This is a genomic window from Bifidobacterium angulatum DSM 20098 = JCM 7096 (assembly GCF_001025155.1).
Lineage (GTDB): Bacteria > Actinomycetota > Actinomycetes > Actinomycetales > Bifidobacteriaceae > Bifidobacterium > Bifidobacterium angulatum.
The window spans coordinates 885,142-911,386 of record NZ_AP012322.1 but is presented as its reverse complement, the minus strand read 5'-3'; the positions used below and the strand labels follow the sequence as shown (position 1 = coordinate 911,386).

Sequence of the window (26,245 nt, the reverse complement as noted above, 5' to 3'; positions counted from 1 at the left end):
GCATGGTATGGGAATACCGTGGGGCCGCTCCCAGCGTGGGAACGGATGGGAGCAGCCCCACCGATTATGTTCGCCGATGCTGTGCGGTGGCGGCCGTTACTTGGCGAGCTTGGCGCGCACGGTCTTGGCTGCGGCGACGAGGTTCTCGAGGCTCGGCCAGGTCTCGGCGTTGCCGCGGGTCTTCAAACCGCAGTCCGGGTTGATCCACACCTTTTCGACGTCCATCTTCTTCAGAATTTCGTAGATGCGTTCCTCGATCTCCTGCTCGGAGGGGATGCGCGGCGAATGGATGTCGTAGACGCCCGGGCCGGCCTCGGTCTCGAAGTTCGCATCGTGGATGGCGTCGAGCACCACCAGGTCGCCACGGGAGGCTTCGAAGGAGATCACGTCGGCGTCCATGGCGTCGATGTCCTTGATAATGTCGTTGAACTCCGAATAGCACATGTGGGTGTGGATCTGCGTGGTCGGCTTGACCGCGGAATGCACCAGACGGAATGCCGGGATGGCCCAGTCGAGGTACTTCTTGTGCCAGTCGGTCTTCCTCAGGGGCAGCTTCTCGCGCAGGGCGGCCTCGTCGATCTGGATGACCTTGATGCCGGCGGCCTCAAGGTCAAGCACCTCGTCGCGTATGGCCAGGGCGAGCTGCTGGGTCTGCTGCTCGTGGGTGATGTCCTCACGCGGCCAGGACCAGTTGAGAATGGTCACCGGACCGGTGAGCATGCCCTTCATCACATGGCTGGTGCGAGACTGCGCGTAGGCGCTCCACTCCACGGTGATCGGGTTGGCGCGGGACACGTCGCCCCACACGATCGGAGGCTTGACGCAACGCGTGCCGTAGGACTGCACCCAGGCGTTCTTGGTGAACAGGAAGCCGTTGAGGTTCTGGCCGAAGTATTCGACCATGTCGTTGCGTTCGAACTCGCCGTGGACCAGCACGTCAAGGCCGATCTCCTCCTGGTGCTTGATGCAGGCGTCGATCTGGGTCTTCATGAACTCGTCGTACTCGGCCTTGCTGATCTCGCCCTTGCGCAGCTTGGCGCGTTCGGCGCGAATCTCCCTGGTCTGGGGGAAGGATCCGATGGTGGTGGTCGGCAGCAGCGGCAGGCCAAGCGCCTCGCGCTGCTCCTTCTGACGCTCGGCGCGGGCCGGCTGGCGCACGAAATCATCGGCGGTCAGGGCTGCAAGTCGCGCGGCCACGGCCGGATCGGAAGCGACGCGGGTGCCGTCGAACAGCGCCTGGTTGGCCTTGAGCTCGGCGGACGCCTTCTTGGCGTCTTCGTCGGTATCGGCCAGTACGGAGACTTCATGCAGCTCGTCGAGCTTTTCGACGGCGAACGCGAAATGCTTGCGCACATCGTCGGCAAGACCGGTTTCGCCTTCGGTGCTGAACGGCACATGTAGCAGCGAGCTGGCGGTGGATACGGCCACGTTCGGCGTGACCTGCTTCAGCGCATCGATCAGGCCGAGGCTCACGGCGTAGTTGTTGCGCCAGATGTTGCGGCCGTTGATCACGCCGGCGAAGATGGTGGTGTTTTCCGCGACGCCATACTGCTCGACGGCGGCGAGATTCTCCTCGCGGCCTTCGTTAAGGTCGAGGCCGATGCCGTCGAAGCCGAGCAGGTTGACGGTTTCATAGGCGTCGGCGATATGGCCGAAGTAGGTGTTGAGCAGCACCTTGACGGCACCCTTGCGGGCAGGCAGAATCCTGGAGTACAGGGACTTGAACAGGGACAGATCGCCGTCTTCCTTGTCGAGCACCAGATACGGTTCGTCGATCTGGATCCATTCGGCGCCCAGTTGAGCGAACTTGGTGATGACCTCGGCGTACACGGCTGCGACGGCATCGATCAGACCCTGGTCGTATTCAAGCTCCTCGGCCTGCGGATTGCGGGCCAGCTTAAGGAAGGTGTACGGGCCGATGAGCACCGGCTTGGTGGTGATGCCCAGCTCCTTGGCCTCGTTGAACTCGTCGAACGGCTTGGTACCGTTGAGCTTGATCTCAGTGGCCTCATCGATTTCGGGGACCAGGTAGTGGTAGTTGGTGGTGAACCATTTCTTCATCGGCAATGCGGTCACATCGCCCTTGTCGCCCTGGTATCCACGACCCATCGCGAACAGGGTCTCCTCCGGATTGTCGAAGGCGAGACGCTGGTAACGCTGCGGAATCACGTTCAGCAGGATCGCGGTGTCGAGCATCTGATCGTAGTAGCTGAAATCGTTGCTCGCGATCAGGTCGATGCCGGCGGCCTGCTGCAGCTTCCAATGCTTGGCACGCAGCTCCTTGGCAGTGGCCCGCACCTCGTCCAGGCTGGCGTTGCCCTTCCAATACGCTTCGATGATCTTCTTGAGCTCTCGGTTCTGGCCGATACGCGGGAACCCGGATACGGACGTGAGTGCGGACATGAATCCTCCAAATGCCTACTGCGGATACGTCATTGAACCCGTCCACCCTATCAGGATTGACTCAGAACAAGGGTATCAAGACTGCTAGGGTGTCGTTATAGGCATGGCTTATAAGGTCATTGCGCCCGCATTCGTCTATTCAAAGTCGGCGGGCGAGAGCACCGCCAGCAAATCGCCGTCGTGCAACTGCCACTTGTCGAACGGCTTGTTCGAGCCCAGCACCAGCACTCCGGCGGTCTGCACGCCAAGATTCAGCAGGTCGACCCGATCCGCTTGGGATTCCTCGGAGGCAAGCCACTGGCCGCAGATCGATATCGTCGGCTCATGGCCGAGCACCATCATCACGTGCGTCTTGCCCTTGGCGTGGGCGAGCTCGTCGAACACCGACTGCAAGCCGCCGTCGTACAGGCTCTGATGGTAATCCACTTGCGTCTTGTCGCCGAACACTTTCAGCAGCCTGCCGCAGGTCTGCCGGGCACGCAATGCCGCCGAACAGTCGATGATTTCGGGCACAAGCTTCATATCGCGCAACCCCTTGGCCACTTTCTTAGCCTGTTTCAGCCCTTTTGGCGCCAACGGGCGGTCATAGTCGCCGTGCTCTCCCATGGCTTCCGCCTTGGCATGGCGCATGAGCAGCAGCACATGGTCATACTGCTTGGCTTTCTTTGCGGTTTTGCTTATTCGGCTTGCCATCGCGCACCCCTATCGAACGTCATTGTCAGGCCGGCAGCGTTCGGCCGGCCGCCTACACCCATCTTATCGGCTATCGACCGTCAATCTCACCCAATTGGCGGTCAAGGTCGCGCAGTACCTTACGCAGCTTGCGATCGGAGATGTCGCGCAGCTGCAGATCCTCCAGCTGTGCCTCGCGCTCCTGCGGGGTCAGGTCGTCGATGTCGGTGACTGTGTCCTTGGTGGCGCGATCGCGCTTCTTCAACGCCTGGAAGCCCTCCGCCATGGCGCGAGAAACGATCAGGAAGCCGGTGTGCCCGATCATCTGGTGATCCGGCCGGACCGCGAGCCCCTGCGCCTTCCAGCTGCGCTCAAGCGTCTCCTGGATGTCGGGCTCGGTCCATACGCCGGATTCGCGCAACGCTTCGGCAAGTCTGCTCATCTGCGTAGTGGTGGTGACATAACATACGAGCACGCCGCCTGGCGCGATGACACGGTACGCCTGTTCCAGTCGGTTCCACGGGTCAAGCATGTCCAGCATGATGCGGTCGTAGGAATGCTCCTGCAAGGTGGCTGCCACACTGTCGAAATCGCCGACCTGAAGATCCCACCACTGCGGGCGCTCGCCATAGTAGAGCGTGGCGTTCGCTTCGGCTACGCGCGCGAAATCGGCACGCAGCTCGATGGTGGTCAGCGATCCGGTCTCGCCGACGGCGTCCAGCAGATTCACGCTCATGGCTCCGGACCCCGCGCCGGATTCCAGCACACGATGCCCTTTGCGGATATCGCCGAGTTGGATGACCTGCGCGATGTCCTTCGGATACATGATCTGCGCGCCGCGCGGCATGGACAGCACATAATCGGCCAGCCTCGGCCGCATGACCGCATACTGCCATCCTCCGATGGCCCGAGCGGCCTTCCAGGGCTTTGCGGCATCGGTGCGTTCCCGTTTGGCGGTGACGGTGGTGACGACCACGCCTTCGGTCCGCCCGATCACGTCATCATGCACGATCAGACCGTGTTCGGTCTGCGTAACGCCGCCAGGCACCAGCTGTTCGGTGATCTTCTTGCCCTTGCGGTCGCAGAATTGCACCTTCTCCCCCGCTTGCAAAGCTCCACGTCGCATCCCTCACTCCTTCCATCCGGTTTCGGCGCTCATCTGCGCCGCATACTTGTCCAGTGTTCCGTCCGAACGCATATCGGACAGTGCATCCGCCACGTTCTTGGCCAATGTTTTCGACGGTTGCGGCACCGCAATACCATACCGCACGATTCCATATGAGACCTTCGCCGCCGGCACGGCAACGTCGCGGGCCTGCGCTCGCGCCAATCCCGCAAGGACCACGGCATCGCCGGCCACGGCCCGTACCGTGCCTGTCATCAGATCGGTGACGCACTGCGAGTACGATCCCCGCTGATGGATATGTGCCCGAGGCTGTTCGGCTAACAAACGTTCGCTAGCGCCGCTGCCTGCTACCGTGCACACGTTCCAGTCTCGCAGCGCGGCGGTGCCGGTGGCAGCGGAAACGTCCCGCGGTCGCACCAGCACGCTCTGTGGAGTCGTCAGATATGGCCCCGCATACTGCGCGGAATCATCCGACGCGACAATCTGCTTCGTACCGGAATACGATGCGCTGTCGGGCATGGGGACACCGGCCACCACCATATCCACCTCGCCATCGGCAAGACGCTGCAGGCGATTCGCCGGCGACACCTGCTTGAACACGACCTGTTTTTTCGCATATCCCAGTTTCTGCGCAACATAACGGGCCACATCCGCTTCAAGCCCCTCATAGGCGCCCTCATGCCAGAAGCCCAGCCCTTTTTCGTCGGAGGCGACGCCGACGGTAAGCAACGGCCCATTCGGCTGGATGATGGAGGAATCGGCCTGCCCCGCACCGCAGGCAGCCAAACCCGGCAATCCCAACGCCAGAACCATGCATGCCGCCATGGCACGTGTCAAGGCATGATTAACCGATTGCCGTCCGCCAAACCTCTTCGAAGCGCCGATCATCGCCATGGGTCTACCTGAAGTTACGCGAACGGGTCAGGAACCATGTGACCAATGCGGACAGTACGACGGACAGCAGCACGACCAATGCGAATCCCCAGGGCTTGTCGGTGAACGGCATGCCGAGCATACCCTCCTGGAAGTTCATGCCGTACATGGAGAAGATCAGCGTCGGCACGGAAAGCGTGATCGAGATGATGGTGAAAATGCGCATCACATTGTTCATGTTGTTCGACACGATCGACGCGAAGGCGTCGGTCATGTTCGCAAGAACGCCGCTGTAGATGTTGGCCATCTCAATGGCCTGCTTGTTTTCCGTAATGACGTCGTCAAGCAGATCCTCGTCGTCCTGATACTGTTTGATGCGCTGCAGAGTGGTGAGCTTTTCCATCACGATTTCGTTCGATTTGAGCGATGTGGTGAAGTACACCAAGGTCTTGCTCAGTTCCATCAGCATCATGATCTCGCGGTTGTGCATCGAATGGCGCAGCTTGAGTTCGAGCTTGTCGCTCTCGCGGTCGATGATGCGCAGATAACGCAGATACATGGTGGCATTGCGGTACAGGATCTGCAGAATGAACCGCGAGCGCATGAAGGTGTTGAATCCGCGGATCGTGCCTTCCATGAAGGGGTGCAGCACCGGGGTGTCCTGCATGCAGACGGTGACGATGAGGGTTTCGGTGACGATGATCGACAACGGGATGGTTTCATACCAGTCTCGTCCGCCGCGTTCTTCGACGGTGGGGATGTCGACGATGATCATCGTGTAGTCGTCTTCGACGTCCACGCGCGAGCGTTCCTCGTCATCCAGGGGGGCGCGCAGGTCGGCGAGGTCGATGCCGGTTTCGGAGGCGACGGATGCCAGCTCAGCGTCCGTGGGTTCGCTCAGGCATAGCCATGAGCCGCTTTCCGGTTTCTCTACACGCTCCACTTGGCCGTTAATGGTGCTGAACATCCTCAACATCGTTTCTCACCCGCCTCTCCGAATCCTCTGCGGCCGTGCCTATCCTACTTCCTGTGGCCGCCCTTCCTGTAATCGAACCGTGCCAAGTCTAGCCCTATGGGCACGACTTTGGCCGGGCGGTCATGGTACTTGTTCACTTTTCTGTTGCTTTTCGTTCATCGTTGCCGTTCATACCGTCTCGTTTTCCTTCCCGTCTGCCGCCGGCCATTCTTCGAATAGTGATTTTGCCGCCGTGATGGGGAATGCTTTGAGGATGTTGAGGATCAGTGTCTTCGTCGCCTCGTCGGTTTTTCTGGCCGCTTGTGCAATGGTCGGCAGGGCCTCGCCCATATGGTCGGCGAGTTCGGCGAATGACGGGTACCCTGCGGAGGCGATGATGTCGTAGCATTGGTCGACCGCGCAGGCGCGTTCCTGATCGGTGAATTGTTCCATCCATGCGTCCAGGGTGCGGTCGAGCAGGCGTGAGGCGGGGGTGAGTTCGGGTTTGGTGACGAATTCGCCGTTTTCGATGCGCCAGTTCAACCCCATGTGCTGCATGATGCCGGAGACGTTTGTTTCGACGATGGTGTATCGGCTCACGGTGCTCATGAGCATGCCGATGACGGAGGATTCCGGAACGGTTTTCTCCACGCGTGGCTCGATGGCGTGGAAGGCGTGGCTGCGTGTGACCTCGCGCATGAATCCGGGGCCGTCGTGGGAGAATATGCGCGAGATATGGTCGGATTGGGTTTTCATGGCTGTGTACACGGCGAGGTTGCCGCCTTTGGAATGGCCTCCGACTGCGATGCGCACGGGATGCGCGGCGAAGGGGTTCGATGCGCGTTCGTCGACGGATCGGTAGTATTCCACGGCCTGGCTTTGCGATGGGACCGGGCATCGTACGCTCATGTTGAAGTCCTCTTTCCAGCCCACCAGTGAGTTGTCGGTGCCGCGGAACGCCACATACAGCATTGTTCTCGCACTGTCGGCGTCCGGCTGGATGCCGTCGCAGTCCGTAAGGTCGAAAGTGACTGCCGCGAACTGCGTTTCAGTGTGCTCGTCGAATCGTTCCGCGTATTCTCCCACCCGCAGTCCGCGGAATCTGGGGCTTTCGGCTACGGCGACCAGCAGATCGTGCCGGCTGGCATCATATTGGGATCCCGTGCAGAACATTTCCGGGTAGTGTTCGGCCTGAAGCAGTTTCCATATGGGCACGGTGGCTATGCTGCGGGCCGAGCCGAACAATGGCACCGCTGCCGGCATTCTGATATAGGCCAGTTCGGACAGCACCAGCGAATCCACCGCTCCGAACGGCTTGTGGGCGAATGTGCGCATTTCCGTTCGTACGTAATCAACCATGTTTCCCATACCCATACTCTAGTCCCGCGCCTTCGTGCCTGCCGCACCCGATAGGGCGGCGGGTCCTACAATAATGGGGTGATGAATGATGAGACCCGTGCGTTCGTTGCGGCGCACCGTATGGAGAATGTTCGCGATCTGGCGCTGCATGCGAAGCGTGGTGACGCCGTTAATCTGCCTCTGGCGCTCGACCAGATCGCCGGATGGCAGACGGCCCGTACGAAGCTTCCCGACTGGGCGGCATGTGATGGCGTGGTTTACCCTCCGCACCTGTCGATGGAGCAATGCTCCTCGCAGTCCACGGCGCGGTACAAGGCCGGCGTCGCCAAGCGAATCGTCGGTTCCGATGCCGCCGCGAACGGCTTGTTGGTCGATCTGACCGGCGGGTTCGGCGTGGATTTCTCCTATATGGCACGCGTGTTCGGTCATGCGACGTATGTGGAGCGCCAACCTGTTCTGTGTGAGCTCGCCGAGCATAATATGGCCGCATTGGGTGTGGCGCACGCGCGGATCGTGAATGACGAGGCGGAGCATTTCCTTCAGGGAATGGATCAGGCCACACTGGTCTTTCTCGACCCGGCACGGCGTGATGCGCATGGCGCCCGCACCTATGCCATCGCCGATTGCACGCCCGACGTATTGGCGTTGGCGGATGCGCTGCTGGCAAAGGCGCCGCATGTCATGGTCAAGCTCTCCCCCATGCTGGACTGGCATAAGACCGTGGAGGATTTCGCCGGCTTGGTCCACGAGGTGCATATTGTCTGCGCTGGTGACGAATGCAAGGAACTGCTGCTGGTCATCGGCAGGGACCGTTGCACCTCCCCGCACATGTATTGCGTGGATGACGATCGCGTGATCGATTACAAGATCGGTTCAGACGAGAGGACCGGCACGGCAAGTGACGCATATGATCCAGCGGATGCACGGTTCCTGTATGAGCCGAACGCCTCGATCATGAAGGCGGGGTGCTTCGCCCTGATCGAACACAGATTCGGCGTGCACCAGATTGCGCCAAACAGTCACCTGTTCACCAGCATCAAGCCCGTGGCGGGTTTCCCGGGCCGGTCATTCGCCATCGACGCGGTATGCACAATGAACAAACGCGAACTGCGGCATGCGCTCGAAGGCGTAGGCAGGGCGAATATCGCCACCCGTAATTTTCCGATGTCCGTCGCAGCGTTGCGCAACAAACTCAAATTGAAGGACGGCGGCAACGTCTACCTGTTCGCCACCACGTCCTCTTCCGGCACCCATCTGCTGTTCCGCACCAGCAAAACGGCCTAGGCCGTTGCACTCGCTCGACACGCACAGTACGGATAGCAACGTGTGGCCATGCTCGTATACGGTTCGTATGCGGGCATGGCCACACGTCAGAGCTTTCAGTCTTTGCTGATGGTCGTGCCTGCGGTGGCACCCGGAGTCAGATCCTGGATCTCGGTGACTTCAAGCACCGGAATGACGGCCGGCTTCTTCGTTCCCCTGGCTTCGGCCACACGCACCTGCTCCTCGTAAAGCGCGTCGTTATCGTGCAGGGTGACGATGCCACGGAAACGGTACCCCTTGCGTTCCTCCAGATTCGCGAAGGCGATGACCAGCGGCGAACCGTTGCGCAGGTCGCTCATGATCTGCCCGGCGGTGCGTTCGTGATACCCGATGTGGTTGTCATCTATGACGAACGTGGACATTTTCGGCCCCAAATCCACCTGGCCTTGCGGCGAGACGGTGGCGACCCAGCCGAGGTTGTGCTCGATGAATTCCCTCATTTCCGGAGTGATGGTTGCCATGATGCTTCCTTTCGTCGTTGAATCCGCAACTGTGTCAAGCGTATCGTGCTTGGACGTTCGACGCACGGCTCGTCGATGTGACAATGTTCACGTTGCCTCAAATCGTTCGCCGGCACCGTGCTCAGCCTTCGGTAGGAGAACGACAGGCTCTCCTCGTGCTGGGAATGAGATCATCCACGCGTTCTCATTCCACAGTCTCAGGGGGGTTGCAAAGATTGCAAATCCTTCACCATTAGCCCAGTGTCGTTCCAGTGTCTATGGCTATGGTCGGGTACCGTGAAGAAGTTTTTCGAAGGCATATCCATATCCCAGATCATCGCGGGCTCGCTCGCGGCGATCACGTCGTTTTTCCTGGCCGGCAAGATCGGCGTCGCCGGTTCCACCATCGGCGCCGCGGCCAGTTACATCATCTCGACGGTGGCCGGCAAGGTCTACCAGAACGTACTGAAGGCCTCGGGCGAGAAGCTGCAGGCGGCAAGCCCGTTGGGCGGCTCCTCCAGCGAATCGGAAGGCGCTGCGTCCGATCAGTCCAAGCAGGCCGAACAGGCCGAATCCGCTGCCGGCGACCAGACCACCACCACCGCGGATGCCGAAGAGACCACAAGCACTGAAGACACCGCGGACATGAGCTCGCTGGAACAGCCCCGTACCGTTGTCTCCAACGGTGCGCTCTCCCCTGCCGGCAGCGACGGCAAGGTGCAGACCTTCGCGCAGGTTCGTCATCGCAATGTCAAACGCATGGCCATCGTCGTTTCGCTGATCAGCGGTCTGGTCGGCGTGGCGCTCACCGCCGGCGTGGTGCTGCTGTTCACGCAGGGCAAGGGCACCGATACCGTGGTACGTGACATGACCGGCAAATCCTCCGTCGTGGAGACGCCGGACGATGGCGCGGACCAGAACACTCAGGACACCACCACCCCTGGTTCCAACCAGTACGGCACCGACGACCACAAGCCGCGCAACGGTTACGGAACCGACTCCCAGTATGATTCCAAGAATTCCACGGAGCAAAACGGCTCCGGCACGAATTCGAATTCCGGAACCAGCTCGAACAAAGGCACAAACTCCAACTCCGGCAACTCCAACAGCTCCGGCAACTCCACCAATCAGAACGGCAATTCCGGGTCGGGCAACTCCGGCAACTCGGGTTCAGGCAGTTCCAACGGTTCAGGCAGCTCCAACGGTTCGAACGGCTCCGGCAACTCCACGAATTCCGGCGGTACGGGAACCGGCGGCACGGGGTCGAACGGCTCCGGCACCGATTCCAGCAGCGGCACAGGAACCGACTCATCGGGTTCCACCAGTTCCAACTGACCGTCAATCAAGGCCGTCACGTTCACCAATGAGCGTGACGGCCTTTTCCATATATGGGCATGCGCCGTTTCATCGCGGCAAAAAGTCTAATGCTTGCCGCACGGATGCCACGCCGCCAATCTAGGCGACAGCACGGAGCTTACCAAGCCTGCCACGGCCACGGCGCACCCTACGGGAACGAACAGGTTCAACGGCGCATCGGCCAGCTCCATCACCAGGCACATGGCCATCAACGGCGCCTTCTGCGATGCGGCGAGCAGCGCGCACGCGCCGATCAACGCATACACACCCATCGAATGGGTATGAAACACCATCATCCAGCACACGCCCATCGACGCACCCATCGACGCACCCAATGCGATGCCCGGCTGCAATACGCCACCCGACGCACCGGCACGAATGGTAAGCAACGTCACCACCGCCTTGGCCGCGAACGAAAGCAGCAGCAGCGCGACCGCCGACCATTCGGCCACGCTGGAAAAAGCCAATTGGGCCGTAGCGCGCCCATTGCCCATGACCTGCGGTACCCAAATCGCCACCACACCGGTCAGCACGCCGGCCAACGGCAGTGCCCACAGAATCGCCATGCCCGAAGACCGATGACTTTCGGCCCATGACGATCCTCTCCGAAACAGCGAACCGAACAGACCGCACACCAGACCAGCCACCACCGCGAACCCGATCAGATCCGAGGTGAACAGACCGTCCACATGCCCGATGGCATAAAACACATGCGTGCCTTTGACCAGCGACGCCATCCACGAAGCCAACGCCGAACAGCCGAAGGCAAGCGACACGGCCTCCACGCTGATATCGGCCAGCAGAATCTCCGTGGCGAAGAACGTGCCCGCCAACGGCGCGTTGTATACGCCGGCAAGTCCCGCGGCTGCGGTAACGGCCACCAGCGTGCGGGTGTCACGCGGGCCGAGATGAATCCAATATGCGAATCGCTGGCCGAACAACGCACCCAGCTCACGAGGGGCGACCTCACGACCGATCGAAGCGCCGGTGCCGACGATGAAGATCTGCAACAGCACGTGTACGACCGTCTGCCATAACGGCATGCGCTCGCCGTTCACGGCCTTCTTCACGGATGGCACGCGGGCTGTTCGCGTGCGCAGCAGCCACCAGGCGAATGCGGCAATGGACAGACCGACGAACACGGATATCGCCCGTCTCCATGCGGGAACATCGAATGGACCGGGCTGCCCATCGCCTTCGACATACCCCAGGAACGCATGCTCCACCGCATACAGCATCAGGGTGAGCAATCCCGCGGCCACGCCGATAAGCATTCCGATCACCGTTACCGCGATGATAAGCGACGGCAGCCTGCCGAATCTGGGCTCCTGCCGTTTGGCGTCGTCCGCGGCGTTCGCGCCGCATGGTTCCGTCTGCATACCTGCCATGTCTCTCCCATCCGCATGTCGTCGCCGTCTTGCACCGGATTCCCATCGTTCCACTTCACGAGGACGCGTCGGCTGTCTTCATCGCTTGGCTCATCCGCCCACAGCGAACCGCGGGGTATGAAAGCGTACGGCAGAAGAGGGCATGCAAAATCCCTGCCATGATCCATGGGGAGGCGCATGGCAGGGACTTTGCGGAGGCACTGGGCGCGAGAACGATTATTCGGCGGTGAGCACGAACAATCTGGACGAGAAGTCGCTGGCCTTGCCGAGCGGTTCGCTATCGCCCATTTCGCCGTATGAGCCGTCGGAACTGACCATGCCGATACGCATCAGCTCGGCTCCGGTGAATGCTGCGCCGTCGATGGAGGATGCCCCGGTGCAGGAGACCCGGTATTGCGCATTCTCGTCAAGGCCACGCAGATGCAGCCTCATATACCTGCTGTTCGGGGTGAGCAGGATGCGGTAGTCCCCCACGATGGCGGTTTTACGGTCGCGGGAGACCACCATCCATGCGGCCTGCTCGTTGCCATCCGGCGAGACGAGACGGTGGAAGTCGCCTGTATGGATGATCTCGCGGTAGCGTTTGAAGAATTCGATCTGGCTGCGTACCTTGCCGAACTCCTCCTCGCTGAGGGTGTTGAGGTCGAGCTCATAGCCGAAGGTGCCGAACATGGCTACGTTCGCACGGGTCTCGATCGGTGTGATGCGGTTCGCCTGATGGTTGGGCACGACGGATACGTGTGCGCCCATGGCGGACAGTGGGTAGAAGTAGCTGGTGCCATACTGGATTTTGAGGCGTTCGATGGCGTCGGTGTCGTCCGAGCACCAGATCTGCGGCGTGTAGTACAGCATGCCCATGTCGAAGCGGCCGCCGCCCGAGGCGCATCCTTCGATGATGAGATCCGGGAAGCGCTGCAGCAGCCGTTCGAGCAGATCGTAGACGCCCAGAATATAACGATGGTACGCCTCGCCCTGGTGTTCGGCGCCGCGCGTCACATCGTAGCCTTCGGAGACGAACCGGTTCATATCCCATTTGATGTATGCGATGTTCGCCTCGTCGAGCAGTCGGCTCATCTGCCCGTAGATGTTGTCGACCACGTCCTTGTTCGCGAAGTTCAGAAGGAACTCGTTGCGGCCGTGGTTCATATGACGGCCGGGTGTGTGGACCGCCCAGTCCGGGTGCGCACGGTACAGGTCGGAATCCTTGTTCACCATCTCCGGTTCGAACCATAGGCCGAATTTCAGGCCAAGATCGTTGATTCTCTTCGACAGTCCGGCAAGCCCCTGCGGCAGCCTTGCCGGGTTCGGCGTCCAATCGCCAAGACCCGCGGTGTCGTTGTTGCGCGCTCCGAACCAGCCGTCGTCGAGCACGAACAGTTCCACGCCGGCCTGTTTGGCCGTGCGTGCGATGTCGACGAGCTTGTCTTCGTCGAAATCGAAGTAGGTGGCCTCCCAGTTGTTGATCAGGATCGGGCGTTCGCGCCGCTTCCACGCTCCTCGCACGATATTGTCCAGCACCAGGCGGTGGAATGCGCGGCTCATGCCGTCGTAGCCCTCATCCGAATAGGCGATAAGCGCCTCAGGGGTCTGGAAGGTCTCCCCCGGTTCAAGATGCCATGCGAAACCGCGTTCGTTGATGCCGAGCTGCAGGCGTGTGACGTCGTAGGTGTCCACTTCGGCATGCAGGTCGAAGTTGCCGGAGTATTCGAATGCCAGGCCAATGACCTCGCCATGGTCTTCGCTGGCTCCTGGCCTGGCGAATGCCGCGACGGGATTGGCGAAATGCCCGCTGGCGTTGCGCAATGATTCGATCTGCTGCGTGCCGTAATGCAGATGCTGGGTGTGCGGGTGACGTTCCCTGGACCAGGCTCCGGTGAATTCGGTCATGTCGTAGTCGCTGTCGGGCAGGTCGAGGCTCAGGCTCATGGCTCGTTCCACACTCAACGCGTCGGCGCCGTTGTTGCCGATGACGACGCTGCGCGCCACTGCGGGCTTGTCGGCGAACACCGTGTAGTTCAGTGTGACGCTCAGGCCGATGAGTCTGTCGACAAGATCGATGCTTAATGTCGCCGCATCGTCTTCGTTGTCCACGTAGGTGGCCGGCAATCCTTCGAGCTTCGGCTTGCCTTGGCTCACATGGTAGCCGTCGTAGGTCAGGTCGACCATGTCGGATCCGTTGGGTTGGCATACGGCGATGGCCGGCGTGCGGTAGTCGCCGGTGCCGTATTCGGGGTATTCCTGGCGAAGATGCTCAAGCGAATAATGCAGGTCGCCGTCGATGCGGCAGGTCGATGTGGGTCTGTGGGCGAGTTCGATCAGGTAGCCGAAGTCCTCGCGGTCGGGCACGGCTTTGCCGAAGTACAGGCTGAGCAGCGTCCCCTGTTCGTCCGCCTTGATGATGTAACTGATGCGACCGTTGGTCAGATGGAATTGTCGGTTCTGTTCGTTGACGATGATCGCCGCCCCGTGAGCGGTCTGCGTGGCTTGCATGTCTTCTCCTTTGAATGATGCGGCATCTGCTGTGACAACCGTCAATCACATGGTAAACATGCCACCGTCTTTTTTCTAAACGTTTTACTCTTTTTTACCAAACGTCCTATTGCACATACGGCGTACCGCCTCCCCGTCCGATATTCAGATGGGAAAGCGATACGCCGTATGGATTGATCCGACGACCCGCAGATTAGTGCGACTTGGTGATGTTTACATAATCGGGCACGCCCATGTAGTTGAAGTCCGCGTTCACGTGCCTGCCGACGGCAGCCGTGACGTTCTTGTACCACAGCGGAATCACCGGCAGGTCCTTGAGCAGTACCTTCTGCGCCTCCTGGTATGTGGCCACGGCCTTGTCCAGATCGGGCTGCGCAGAGGCCTTGTCGATCAGGGCGTCGAATTCGGCGCTTTTGTAGTCGCCGTTGTTCAGGCCTTTGCCGTCGGCCTGCGAGGAGTCATACCCCTGCACCAGGTAGCCCTCCGGATGCGGGTAGTCGGATTGCAGGCCTGATTTGAATGCGGCCCCCACCTTACGCTCGTTGATGGCGCTGCTCAGCTCCTTGGACGTGGAGAACGGGTATGACTGCGCGTCGATGCCCAGCACGTTCCTGATGGAGTTCACCGTGGCGTCGACCCATTCCTTGTCGGTTGAATCGGCGCCGTAGGCGATGCGGAAGCTACCGCTCCACGGCGAGATGGCATCGGCCCGTTTCCATAGATCGCGCGCCTTGTCCGCGTCGTAGGACAGCACGCCGCTCGTATCGAGCGTTGTACTGTGCCCCTTGATCACGGGCGCAAGAAAATCGGTGGCCGGCGTGACGGTGTTACGGAATATGGCTTTGGCGATGGCGTTGCGGTCGATGGCCTGGCTGATGGCGGCCCGGCGCAGACGCCCCTCCTCACCCTGGAAATGCTCCAGGCTTTGCGGGATGGTGAACGACACGAACGACGGCCCCTGCCTGTTCACCGCCTTGGCGCGGCGCTCCTTGCGATAGCTGCCCAACGCCACCGTGGGGATGCTGTCGAGCACGTCCAGGTTGCCTGCGAGCAGGTCGGAGTAGGCGGCGTTCAGGCTCTGGTAGACGCGGAAGTCGATGCCGTCGTTCTTCGGTTTGCGCGGCCCGTTGTACGAGGGGTCCTTCTCAAGCTCAAGATCCTCGTTCACCGTCCACGACTTCACCTTGTATGGCCCGTTGCCGATCGGCTTCTTGCCGTAGGCCTCCGGGTCCTTGATCGCCTTGGAGCTGATCGGCAGGAACGCAATGTCGCCCACCTTGTAGGGGAATGACGAATCCGGCTGGTTGAGTTCGACCTTCAACGTGCTGTCGTCGACCACATGCAATCCGGACAGCTGGGCGTTCTTGTCGCCGTTCGCGTCCTGCAGCTTGTCGTATCCCTTGATGGTGGCAAGCGTCGAGGCGCCGACCTGCCCGTTGGCGGCGTTCGCTGCGAACGACCACGACTTGGCGTAGGTGGATGCGGTGATCTTCTCGCCGTTGCTGAATTTCAGGTTCGGTTTGAGTGTGATGGTGTATTCGGTGGCGTCGGCGTTGGCGGCGATGCTTTTCGCCTCCACGTATTGCAATTCGCCGGACGTGCTGAAGGTGACCAGTCCGTCGTAGATCAGCGAGGCGATGCGCCAGCCCGCCATGTCGTTCGTATTGCTGGGGATCAGCCCTTTGGTCGGTTCGGTGCTGTTCACGGTGACGATCGAGTTGCGGGAACCGGACGAATCCGCGGCATCGTCGGCGGTGCCGCATCCGGCCACCATGGCCAATGTGCAGCATACCGCCGCGACCGATGCCGCGATGCGACGGGCACGATGCATGATGGCATTGTGGGCGATATCGATGTGAGGCGTGTGCGCCATGACTTGCCGCCTTTCGTTTCCGGACGACCCGGCTGTTCCTGGTAGTGATTATGGATGGTGATTATGACTATTCGATCCCATGGCGTATGCCCATCGCCATTGGCGCGGGCGTTCGTGATGGGCATGCAGGAGTATCGTTGTTTGTACAGAGTAACGGCTTTTGTCTGAAACACGCGGATATCGCTATACGCGAAAGTTTGACGACGCCATCAATTCCATCATGATGCACGGCTAACGCGGCCCTCGACCCCCACAGCAACGGTTTCTCCCGTCCATGCCGCAAGAAGCGCATAGGCCCTGCGGTATTTCGTCACACGTCGGCGGTCGGCCTCGCGTATGACGCGCAGGCGGCCAAGATCCATATTGTCGCGCAGGTCGGCCATCTTGACCTCGCGTGCGGTACGCCCGGCCTGTCTGGTCTGCCGGTCATCGGCATCGCATGCCGCAAGGATGCGGCGGATGTACGCCATGTAGTCTTCGCCGTCGAGCCGTGTATCCAGTTCGACGGCCTGCACCACTGCCGGCGGAAAGCCGAGTTCCAGCAATTCGTCCGCCGTGGTTTCGGTGTCTTCGATCAGGTCATGCAGCCACCCGGCGATTTTCGCCTCGGCCGAAGCGCATCCTGCGGATACCCTGGCCGGATGCCGCCAGTATGGCATGCCGCCCTTGTCCACTTGGCCGGCATGGCGGGAGCGGGCCAATCGCTCGGCCCGTTCCAGCATCGTGCGCGATTCGGCGCCCGCCGCTCCGCCACCCTCAGCAGCCATCGTCAGCACGCCTAACGCGAACGCTTGGTCAGCGGTTCCCAGGGTTCGAGTTCGATCGGCTCGGTAGCGAGCAGCGAGCGCGTGGCCTCGTCAAGGTATTCCTTGCGGATGATGATCTCGGTCACGTAACGGTCGAACCATGCGTCGGATGCGACGTAGTAGCCATCCTCGCCGTTGTCCTTGCCCCAGCTGTTCTCGACCTTCCAACGGTTGGGCTTGCCGTCCTCACCCAGGTTCACGCCGGTCAGGGTCATGGCGTGGTTGCTCGGGCTGTCGCCGTATTCGAGCCCCTGGCCCTTGTCGAAGGTGAACTCGGTGCCGAACAGCTGGTCGACGCGCACGGTGCCGCAGTCGAAGTACCCGGCGCCGCGCAGGGAGAACTGCGTGCAGTCGCAGGCGAACCAGATGGGGTGACCGGCACTGATCTGATCGACGGCCGCCTTCTTGAACACGTTGAGCGGCACGTTCACGAATTCCATATCGCCGGCCTCAGCCACGTTCGCGGTGAACCTGATGCGGTAGCGTTTGCCGTACGGTCGGCTCGCCATCGGCACATTGCACAGCGTGACCAGATCGTTCACGTCGACCGGCACGTATTTTCTGTAGAATTCCATCGGCGTGATGTTATATTCGCGGATCTGCCGGCGCTCGTCCTTGCCGGTTTTCGGCTCGGCGCCCTTGTCCCCCGAATCGCTCTTCGCTCCGTTCGCCGCGTCGGCATCCCGCTTGTCGCTCTTATCACTCTTGTCGTTCTTGTCGTCGTTCGCGCGGGCGAGGAAGTCGAACCGTTCCGGCGGCTCGCCCAACGAGATCGCGCAGATGCGGTACACGGTGGACATGTCGTCGTTCTTGATCGCGCGCAGCTCGTCGAGCGAAGCCCCCGCGGTGTGGCGGGCGCGCAGATCTGCGGCGAATTCGCGCAGCTTGGAGTTCAGATACTGTTTGAATGCGTCGGAATCCTTGGAGTTCGCGGATTCCGGGTATGCGGATTTCGGCACCAGGCCGTACTTGTTCACCAGCGCGGCGAACATCTGCCACCAGCCGCCATCGTCGGCGGGCCCGTAGTTGATCTCCTGGAAGATGCGGCTGTCGGTTGGCTCGTCGAGCGTGGCCAGCACATTCTCCAGGTATGTGTTCGACTTCTCCATCGCATCCCAGAAGAACAGGTAGGTTTCGGAGAATTCGAAATCGTCGAGGTTCCACTGGTGCATCACCTCGTAGCGCAGGGTGTTGAGCGCGGCGAACATCCAGCAGCGCCCGGAGCGGCGCTGGTTCGTGATCGATCCCTGCTTGAGTTCGATCGAGAAGTCCCGGGGCAGCGAGCGCGCTCCTTTGTAATCGGTCGCGGCCGTCAGCACGCCGGATGCGACGGCTGCGTTGGCGGCGACGAGGTTGACTCTGTCGGCGTTGAAATCGTTGGAGTATTGGGCGAGCCGCCGTGGGTCGAGTGCTTTGCCGTCAGTCATTGGGGTGTTCCTTCTCTATGGTTTCGATGGCGTGTTCGATGTCGCGCAGTCGGCATCGCAGGTCGGCTTCGATGTCTACGCCGTTGTGGTGCGCTGCACGGATGGCGGTGATGATGGCGTCCGCGTATTGGTGTTCGCCGGTCGTTTCCGGTTCGAATGCCTGTTCCAGCTGCTCGTGCCGTGCGGATTTGGCTACGCGGGACACGATTTTCGCGGTGCGTGGCAGGGCTCCCTGCGCGTGGGAGATGCCTTCGAGCACGGATGTGCGCTGTTTCTCCTTCTGCTTCATCCGTTCCCATAGTGCGAGCGTGTCCTCGGCGTTTTGCGGGGCGTGGCCGTCTACGTGTTCGTCGTCTGGGGCTGCGAATACGTGCGGGTGTCGGGTGATGAGTTTGTCTACCAGCCGGTTGCAGATTTCGTCGATGTCGAACGGGTCGTTGTCGTCGTGTGCGCAGACCTGCGCCTGGAATATGGATTGCAGCAGTGTGTCGCCGAGTTCCTCGCGCATGTTGGCCCGGTCGTTGGTTTCGACGGCGTCGATGTATTCGTAGGTTTCCTCCAGTAGCGGTTTGAGCAGGGACTTGTTCGTCTGTTCGCCGTCCCAGGGGCATCCGCCAGGCTCATTGAGGATGCGTACGATGGCTTTGACGCGGTCGAGGGCGGATACCGCCTCCACGACCGGCGTAAGCTTCGGGCAGTGTTTGAAGCCTTCCGGTAGTTCGTAATCGTCGTGTGCTGCTTGGGTCATATCTGCCGATTGTGGTCGTATGGGCAGACGCCTTACGGTTTTGGCCGCCCGCCGGGGATGCCGCTACGCCTGCCCGTACTCCTATGATGGCCTGTTGATAGTTTCGACATGGAGAGAAAGTAAGAATCCGATGTTCCGTGAATCGTCACGTTTCCGCCCGTTTGCGGCGGTTGGCGCCATCCTGCTGTCCGTTTGCATGGTTGCCGGTGCGCAGACGGAGTGCGCCGCTGCCGCCGAGGCCACCGACAATACCGGTGCCGGTCAGGCGGCTTCGAGCGTGCTGGGCACCTTGCAGGTGAAGGGCCGTGCGCCGAAGACCGGCTATAAGCGCACACAGTTCGGCCAGGCGTGGGCCGATGTGGACCATAATGGCTGCGATACCCGCAATGATATTCTCAGCCGCGACCTGTCCGGCGTGAAGCACAGGTTCGGCACGCATAGCTGCGTGGTCAAGTCGGGTACGTTGCAGGATCCCTATACCGGCAAGTCGATTACGTTCAAGCGCGGGCAGAAGACCTCCACCGCCGTGCAGATCGATCATGTGGTCGCGTTGAGCGATGCCTGGCAGAAGGGTGCGCAGAAGCTTGCGAAGAGCGTGCGCACCGAGTTGGCGAATGATCCGTATAATCTGCTGGCCGTGCAGGGCAGGGCCAATCAGCAGAAGTCCGACGGTGACGCCGCGACCTGGCTGCCGTCGAATAAAGGCTTCCGTTGCGAATATGTGGCCAGGCAGATCGGCGTGAAGCACAAGTATTCGCTGTGGGTCACCGCGGCGGAGAAGTCCGCGATGGAGCGCGTGCTGGCTTCCTGCCCCGCACAGACCGTTCCTGATTACACAGGCGTGAGGGCCACCAGCGCGCAGCAGTCGCAGCAGAACGATACGCAGACCAGCCAGGAGCAGGCGCAACAGCAGCAGGCCGCCGAGGATGCCGCAGCCGCAGCGGCTCAAGCGCAACAGCAGGCGCAACAGCAAAGCTCCGGTTCCGATGTCTATTACCAGAACTGCACGGCGGCGCGTGAAGCCGGCGCAGCGCCGATCTACCAGGGCCAGCCGGGCTATCGTGCGGCACTTGACCGAGACAAGGACGGCGTCGCCTGCGAGTAGCGGGCATAACCGGCGTCTTGCAGGCCCCGCGCCTTCGAGCCATATGGAATGTTCCCGTCGAATGCTTCCGTATGGCTCGTTATATATCGACGGGATCTTTCCGCACGAGGCCATCCGCACGCCGCATGGACCCGTAACGGCATGGGCGCGTACCGTATGCTGCGGATTACAGCACAGAAAGAAGCATCTATGACACTGAGCAAATGGGAGCGCGTCACCGAATGGCCGATGACGGCATTGGCGCTGGTTTTCGTCTTCGCCTACTCGTGGGAGGTGATCGCGCGAACGCACATACCCTTGTGCGAGAAAACCATCAACGGCATCTGGGTGCTGTTCATCATCGACTATGTGGTCTCCATCTCGCTGGCACGCAACAAGAAAGCCTGGTTCAAGAACAATCTCATCATGCTCATGTCAATCGTGCTGCCGATGTTCCGCCCATTGCGTCTGCTGCGTCTGGTCGCCGTGCTCAACGTGCTCAACCGGACCAGCGGCATGGCGGTACGCGGTCGCATCACCATGTACGCGTGCGGCAGCGCGGTACTGCTCATCTATATCGGTTCACTGGCGATACTCGATGTGGAGCGGCTCGCACCAAACGCCACGATCACTGATTTCGGCAAGGCGCTGTGGTGGTCGTTCGTCACCGTCACCACCGTCGGCTACGGCGACCTCTCCCCCGTGACCTGGCAAGGCAAATGCATTGCGGTCGGCCTGATGATCACCGGCATCGCGCTGATCGGCGTCGTCACGGCCTCGCTGGCCTCGTGGATCGTCGACCGTGTTGACAGCGAGACGACCAAGCGCGCCAAAGAAAGCGACACCGAGATCAAGCAGCTGCAGGACAGTGTCATGCGACTGTCCGAAACCGTCTCGCAGCTGCGCGACGAACTCCATGCGGCACGCCTGCAGACGAATGCCGACGGCACGACGGCCCCAACGAGGTGACGGCATGCGTGTTCTCATGCAACGGGTTCGAGAGGCAGCGGTCTCGGTACTCAACGAACTGAACGGCATCGACCCCACCTTTGAACAGCGGTACATGGGCCCGGGCCTTGTGCTGACCGTCGAAGCCGAGCCGGGCGACGACGAACGGGAGGCGGGCCGTATGGCGCACCGCATCCTTACGATGCGCTGCTTCGACGGGCCGAACGGCCGGCTGTCCGCTTCGATCCAGGATATAGACGGCGAGATCATGTCGATTCCCCAACCCCTGACCGGTGTTGAGCGTCCGGCAACCGGGCGCCCACGGCTGACGAGCCGTGACACGGACGCGGACCATGCGCTCATCATGTGGATCAGGCTGAACGAGGCGCTACGCTCGGGCGGCATTCCGGTATATGAGGGCCGCTATGGGGCGCATATGCAGATCGGCATGGTGGCCGACGGGCCGATGCATCTGACGCTTGCCAGCGACCGACGCGCTCAGTGAGGCGAATCACGGCGCAAGTCACGGCACGAACCACGGCGTGAGCCACGGCTCATGGCGACGCGTGACGCCCCATCCCCCCTGAGGTATGAATCCCAATACCCCCTAATTCGACACAGTTGAGCATAACATCTCAATACGCTCTAGCTGCGGCATCCTTCCGCGACACCATACGGCAGCCGCCGGGATGAGGGACGGCGACCACATGCAACGAGGCACACAAGATCGTACCGGAATCAAGGGGCACCCAGCACCATGCCGCACGCTATGCCGCCGATGCAGATACGCGCAAACCCGCGAAGTATAATTGCCTGCGCACGCAAAACGGAAGGCGCACTCATGGGAATTTGGCAGCTGATACAACAGACCCTGCTTGGCAAAGCCGCAGAACGACCAGTCGCCGCACAATCCCCCGCCCCAGCAGTCCAAACAGGCAAAGCGCCCCAAGCCGGCAAAGCCCGTCCAACGACCCCAGGCCAGCGCTCCCAGAACTCCACCAAGCCGCAGCCACAGCGCTCCGCACAACCCGGCAAGCCAGCCGGCAGGCAAACCCAGACCACGGCACGGCAGTCGCATGGCGGCGATACGCCACTGCCTTCGCTCGATCTTATCGGCCGCCATTACGGAACCACCAAACGAAGCAACTCCCGAAGACTTGAACCTCAGCCGCTCTTGGACGCCGCCACCATCGCGAACGCCAGAAGCACGATCGGCAACGTCGAAAAGAACGAGCTGAGCGACGAACAGATCAGCGCCATCGTGGGCGCGGCACACAACACCCTGGTTCTGGCCGGTGCCGGAACCGGCAAAACCACCACCATCGTGGGGTATATCGCATGGCTGCTGAACACCGGCAAGGCGCAGCCCAATGAGATTCTTGTGCTCTCGTTCACCCGCAAATCCGCCGACGAAATGTCCGCCCGCATTCAGGCGCAGACCGGCGCGGCCATACGCGCCTGCACCTTCCACAGTCTCGGCCTTGAGATCTGCCGGAGCTCCACCATCGCAAACCGGCCGATCATCGACGAGAACGTGGCGAATAAGGCGATCAAAGCCGCCTTCGACCAGCTGCTTACCACGAGCATCCCCTACCGTCTGCTCGCATTCAAGCTGATGCCGAAACATCTCGGCGAGAAGTACGCGGCTGCCGCACGACTTGAGAACTTCCGTCTGCCGGTCAAGGACTACGACTTCAGCCAGTATGCACAGCATCTGGTTGACACGGCCAAAACCATCATCCAGCAGATGCGTTCGAACAACATCAACGTCGACGGCATGCGTGCGCTGAACCGGCGCTACGGCGGCAAGCATACAGGGCGCAACGCGGAGATGCTCGATCTGATCGAACCGCTGTACCGCGCCTACGCCGAATGCTTCCGAGCCAATAACGGCATCGACTTCCCGGGGATGATCGTCGACGCCATCCAATGCGTGAAAACCGGCAAGTACCGTCACGAGTACCGTTATGTGCTGATCGACGAATACCAGGACATGTCGCGGCCGCGGTATGCGCTAATCCGAGCGTTGCGCGAACAGCGGGACTTCTCGCTGTTCTGCGTGGGCGACGATTGGCAGTCGATCTACCGGTTCGCGGGAAGCGACATCGGGCTGATCCTTGATTTCGACAAGCTGTGGGAGCAGTGGGGCGAGACCCGCATGTTCCAGATCACCACCACCAGGCGTTTCCGCACCAGTCTGATCGAAGCCAGCGGCGATTTCGTGATGGCCGATCCCAGCCTGTATGTCAAGCATCTGCACAGCACCAACGAGAAGAAGGACTATTCGCTCAAGGCTCTGGGCGGCAAGACACCGGAGGAACGGTTCACCGTGATCGTGGAGCAGCTGCGCAAGCTGCCGAAAAAGGCGTCCGTGCTGCTGTTGGGGCGATACCGCAGCGATCTCAATCTCATCACCGGGCAGGATCGGGAGGGGCTGTTCCGCTGCGACGGCAATAGCATCACCTTCCTGGAGAAACCGGAAATGACCATCGAATTCATGACCGCGCATAAGTCCAAAGGGCTGCAACGCGACTTCGTGTTCCTGCTATGCTGCTCCGGCGGGCTGAAGGGCTTCCCCAGCACCATTCCCGAGGAGCCGTTGCTGGGGCTGCTGCTGCCCGAGGTGGAACGTTATCCGCACGCGGAGGAGCGCCGCCTGTTCTACGTAGCCATGACCCGCTGCAAGAAAAAGATATTCTTCGTAGTCGATCAAACAAGGCCATCGAGGTTCATCTACGAGTTGCACGACAGGATCTGCCCGAATATCTTCCGTGGCGTCTCGCTGCCCCCGCAATGCCCGATGTGCGGCAGCGCGTTGGCGGAACGTCACACGCGCAACAACCCGAACAGCACGTTCTATGGGTGCACCGGGTACCCATTCTGCACCTATGTGAAGCACACCCGCTAGCGTTGCGCCCTCGGCATCGTTCATTGCGCAGCCACCCCGATGCAAACGTTCGCTATAGCTTGTACTGTGGAGCCACAGAGGAAAAGGGGGACGCTTGGAAAGCACAACGAATCACGGCACACAGCCCAACCCGATGCCGACCGATGCCAGCGACGACATCACACAGACTGGCAACGCACATTCGCCGCGCCACGCATCACCACAGCATGGCGAACGCAAGCAGGCGCGCACGTTCTGCAACGATCTACTGGCCGTCTCGCAATGGATGGCCGAGCACAATAGCGGCGATACGCACCCGTTTCAGTTGCATGCCCCGGAGCACTGCCCACCCAGCGTCGTGCAAGCCATGTCGCAACTGAATACGTTGACATTCCACGACGTGCTCAACTGTGCAGACGGCACGACAGGCACGGCGGGCGACACAGACGCCGCAACCGATGATGCAACCGCAGATAACGAAACAACCGCAAATGACGGCACAGCCGCCGCCAATACCGCCAACGAATTTACACCCATCGAATCCGCGCCGCCTTCGCTCGCCGAATCGCTGACCATGCTGCTGTTCTCGTTCGACGAACGCGAATACGCAATAGCCACCCAGCGCCTAATGGCCGAACAGCCCTCCACACTCGATGAAATCGGTAAGGAATTCAACATCACCCGCGAGCGCGTTCGGCAGATCGAAAAAGCATTGCGCAACGAGATCACCACGCTGTTGGACGGCGAATTCCACCTATCCGAGCGTCTTGCCGCCATGTTCGAAGCCGAGGGGACGATTCTGCGCTATGCCACGGCGGCACGGATCATTCCCGAGCTTGAAAGCACCGTCGAACCCGAAGGATTGGCTATTCTGCCGCTTATCGGCAACCTATGCTCGCCCACGTTCAGCACTTCGGACGGCTGGCTGGCCACACCATCCATCGATGATGCGGTCAAACTGGTGAAGACGGATCTGCCGCAGGCTGCCGACGAGTACGGCGTGGTCGATCTTGCCCCCAGCGCAAGTCATGCGAATGCGGAACAGCGTGAGCGGGAGACCCGGAACTTCACCGATTGGCTCGCCTATTCGGATGTCATGCTGTATAAGAATCACGCGATTCTAGGGCGCACTCAGGGCGATCGCGCTGCCGCGGTGCTGAGCGTTGAGCAGCATCCGCTTACCACGGAGGAGATCGCGGAACGTATCAATGCGGGCAACGCAAGATCATTGGCCAACAGGCTTGCCGTCGATGAGCGCATCATGCGTGTGGACATCGGCACATGGGCGCTGCGCGAATGGGGCTTGGAGGAGTATTCGGGGATTCGTCAGGAGATCCGCGAGCGCATCGAGCGCAATGGCGGTTCGGTGCGGTTGGACGCGTTGGTGGAGGAGCTGAGTTCGCAGTTTTCGATTTCGCCGAACAGTGTGGTGACGTATGCTTCCACGCTGCCGTTCCTCTCCTCTCATGGCGTGGTCACGCTCGCTGACGAGGAGCGTTATGACGTGCCGGATGCAAATCCGTATGATGTGGCGCGCATGTTCCGCATTCCTGGCGGCTGGGCGTTGCGTATTACGGTGAATGCCGAGCATGCGCGTGGCAGCGGCAGCATTCTCCCTCTTGCCATCGCCAATATTCTGCATATGCGGTTCGGCGATACCGTGGAATTGGATTCGCCGCTCGGCGTGCAAAGCGTGTATTGGACGGGCACGAGTGTAGGTCTGGGAACGATTCGCCGGTTTGTGCTCGATGGCATGATCCAGGTTGGCGATGAGGCGTTGCTGGAGTTCATGGATGATGGCTCGTTCACCGTGGAGCTGGTTCGCCCGTTGAACGGCAACGCGCTGCATGATGCGCTGGCATTGGCCGCCTGCCCGCAGACCGCTGACGCGCGGAGGGCATTGGGTTACTTGCAGGATGCGATCGATGCACATGATTGCGTCACGTTCGCCGAGCTCGCCGCGCGGCTTGCCGACCGTGGCGACGCCGATATCGCGGCATTGCTGCGGCGCCTGGCATAACATAATCGGAGCCGCATGAGCGGCGTGCGCTATACGATGGACCGGTTTATGCGCGGACCGCAAGAAC

At 60.9% G+C, this 26,245-nt stretch carries 20 protein-coding genes; 7 read left to right on the top strand and 13 right to left on the bottom strand.

The window, feature by feature from the left end; genetic code table 11:
• Nucleotides 1-96: 96 nt before the first annotated feature.
• The 6 genes from metE to BBAG_RS03600 form a co-directional block, all read right to left on the bottom strand.
• On the bottom strand, nucleotides 97-2,403 hold the full coding sequence (metE, locus tag BBAG_RS03625; RefSeq protein ID WP_003826212.1) for a 5-methyltetrahydropteroyltriglutamate--homocysteine S-methyltransferase: 2,307 nt from the start codon (nucleotides 2,401-2,403) through the stop codon (nucleotides 97-99).
• A 135-nt stretch (nucleotides 2,404-2,538) separates the two neighbouring features.
• Nucleotides 2,539-3,096 carry a SixA phosphatase family protein gene (locus tag BBAG_RS03620; RefSeq protein WP_003826211.1) on the bottom strand — a complete coding sequence of 186 codons (558 nt, stop codon included), beginning with the start codon at nucleotides 3,094-3,096 and terminating at the stop codon, nucleotides 2,539-2,541.
• A gap of 70 nt (nucleotides 3,097-3,166) precedes the next feature.
• Nucleotides 3,167-4,201, bottom strand: a complete 1,035-nt coding sequence (locus tag BBAG_RS03615; protein ID WP_003826210.1) for a tRNA (adenine-N1)-methyltransferase — start codon at nucleotides 4,199-4,201, stop codon at nucleotides 3,167-3,169.
• Nucleotides 4,202-4,204: 3 nt separating this feature from the next.
• Nucleotides 4,205-5,014: a transporter substrate-binding domain-containing protein gene (locus BBAG_RS03610; RefSeq protein WP_050754773.1), complete on the bottom strand. Its 810-nt coding sequence runs from the start codon at nucleotides 5,012-5,014 to the stop codon at nucleotides 4,205-4,207.
• Between the two features lie 85 nt (nucleotides 5,015-5,099).
• On the bottom strand, nucleotides 5,100-6,050 hold the full coding sequence (locus BBAG_RS03605) for a magnesium transporter CorA family protein (protein WP_003826207.1): 951 nt from the start codon (nucleotides 6,048-6,050) through the stop codon (nucleotides 5,100-5,102).
• A 168-nt stretch (nucleotides 6,051-6,218) separates the two neighbouring features.
• The gene (locus BBAG_RS03600; protein ID WP_047750090.1) at nucleotides 6,219-7,397 is read right to left on the bottom strand and encodes an Mbeg1-like protein; all 1,179 of its coding nucleotides are present in this window, start codon (nucleotides 7,395-7,397) and stop codon (nucleotides 6,219-6,221) included.
• A gap of 72 nt (nucleotides 7,398-7,469) precedes the next feature.
• On the opposite strand from BBAG_RS03600, the gene BBAG_RS03595 reads away from it, so the two are divergent.
• Nucleotides 7,470-8,672: a class I SAM-dependent methyltransferase gene (locus BBAG_RS03595; RefSeq protein WP_003826201.1), complete on the top strand. Its 1,203-nt coding sequence runs from the start codon at nucleotides 7,470-7,472 to the stop codon at nucleotides 8,670-8,672.
• A 95-nt stretch (nucleotides 8,673-8,767) separates the two neighbouring features.
• Here BBAG_RS03595 and BBAG_RS03590 read toward each other — a convergent pair whose 3' ends face one another.
• Nucleotides 8,768-9,172, bottom strand: coding sequence for a pyridoxamine 5'-phosphate oxidase family protein (locus BBAG_RS03590; protein ID WP_003826198.1), 405 nt, complete (start codon nucleotides 9,170-9,172; stop codon nucleotides 8,768-8,770).
• 276 nt (nucleotides 9,173-9,448) lie between these two features.
• Between BBAG_RS03590 and BBAG_RS03585 the strand changes: the two genes are divergently transcribed.
• Nucleotides 9,449-10,486 carry a hypothetical protein gene (locus BBAG_RS03585; RefSeq protein ID WP_003826196.1) on the top strand — a complete coding sequence of 346 codons (1,038 nt, stop codon included), beginning with the start codon at nucleotides 9,449-9,451 and terminating at the stop codon, nucleotides 10,484-10,486.
• Nucleotides 10,487-10,572: 86 nt separating this feature from the next.
• Here BBAG_RS03585 and BBAG_RS03580 read toward each other — a convergent pair whose 3' ends face one another.
• From BBAG_RS03580 to BBAG_RS03555, 6 genes are all read right to left on the bottom strand, one after another.
• Nucleotides 10,573-11,895, bottom strand: a complete 1,323-nt coding sequence (locus BBAG_RS03580) for a chloride channel protein (RefSeq protein ID WP_003826195.1) — start codon at nucleotides 11,893-11,895, stop codon at nucleotides 10,573-10,575.
• A gap of 216 nt (nucleotides 11,896-12,111) precedes the next feature.
• Complete coding sequence (locus tag BBAG_RS03575; RefSeq protein ID WP_003826194.1) at nucleotides 12,112-14,385, bottom strand: alpha-galactosidase; 2,274 nt, start codon at nucleotides 14,383-14,385, stop codon at nucleotides 12,112-12,114.
• A gap of 193 nt (nucleotides 14,386-14,578) precedes the next feature.
• A complete protein-coding gene (locus BBAG_RS03570) occupies nucleotides 14,579-16,258 on the bottom strand; it encodes a peptide ABC transporter substrate-binding protein (protein ID WP_003826191.1) in 1,680 nt (559 codons plus the stop codon).
• A 218-nt stretch (nucleotides 16,259-16,476) separates the two neighbouring features.
• A complete protein-coding gene (locus BBAG_RS03565; RefSeq protein WP_003826188.1) occupies nucleotides 16,477-17,025 on the bottom strand; it encodes an HD domain-containing protein in 549 nt (182 codons plus the stop codon).
• Nucleotides 17,026-17,036: 11 nt separating this feature from the next.
• Nucleotides 17,037-18,491, bottom strand: coding sequence for a C1 family peptidase (locus BBAG_RS03560; RefSeq protein ID WP_003826187.1), 1,455 nt, complete (start codon nucleotides 18,489-18,491; stop codon nucleotides 17,037-17,039).
• On the bottom strand, nucleotides 18,484-19,239 hold the full coding sequence (locus BBAG_RS03555) for a MazG nucleotide pyrophosphohydrolase domain-containing protein (RefSeq protein WP_003826186.1): 756 nt from the start codon (nucleotides 19,237-19,239) through the stop codon (nucleotides 18,484-18,486). The genes BBAG_RS03560 and BBAG_RS03555 overlap by 8 nt, the downstream gene beginning before the upstream one ends.
• Before the next feature lie 196 nt (nucleotides 19,240-19,435).
• Here BBAG_RS03555 and BBAG_RS03550 point away from each other — a divergent pair, with 196 nt between their 5' ends.
• From BBAG_RS03550 to BBAG_RS08720, 5 genes are all read left to right on the top strand, one after another.
• Nucleotides 19,436-20,344, top strand: coding sequence for a GmrSD restriction endonuclease domain-containing protein (locus BBAG_RS03550; RefSeq protein WP_231855909.1), 909 nt, complete (start codon nucleotides 19,436-19,438; stop codon nucleotides 20,342-20,344).
• A 189-nt stretch (nucleotides 20,345-20,533) separates the two neighbouring features.
• Nucleotides 20,534-21,292 (top strand): potassium channel family protein, encoded by a 759-nt coding sequence (locus tag BBAG_RS03545; protein ID WP_047750086.1) that lies wholly within the window; start codon nucleotides 20,534-20,536, stop codon nucleotides 21,290-21,292.
• 4 nt (nucleotides 21,293-21,296) lie between these two features.
• Entirely contained in the window at nucleotides 21,297-21,776 is a 480-nt protein-coding gene (locus BBAG_RS03540; RefSeq protein WP_003826183.1) for a D-aminoacyl-tRNA deacylase, read from the top strand.
• 336 nt (nucleotides 21,777-22,112) lie between these two features.
• Complete coding sequence (locus tag BBAG_RS03535; protein WP_152595273.1) at nucleotides 22,113-24,179, top strand: UvrD-helicase domain-containing protein; 2,067 nt, start codon at nucleotides 22,113-22,115, stop codon at nucleotides 24,177-24,179.
• 94 nt (nucleotides 24,180-24,273) lie between these two features.
• Nucleotides 24,274-26,178, top strand: a complete 1,905-nt coding sequence (locus tag BBAG_RS08720) for a sigma factor-like helix-turn-helix DNA-binding protein (protein ID WP_033508179.1) — start codon at nucleotides 24,274-24,276, stop codon at nucleotides 26,176-26,178.
• Nucleotides 26,179-26,245 lie beyond the last annotated feature (67 nt).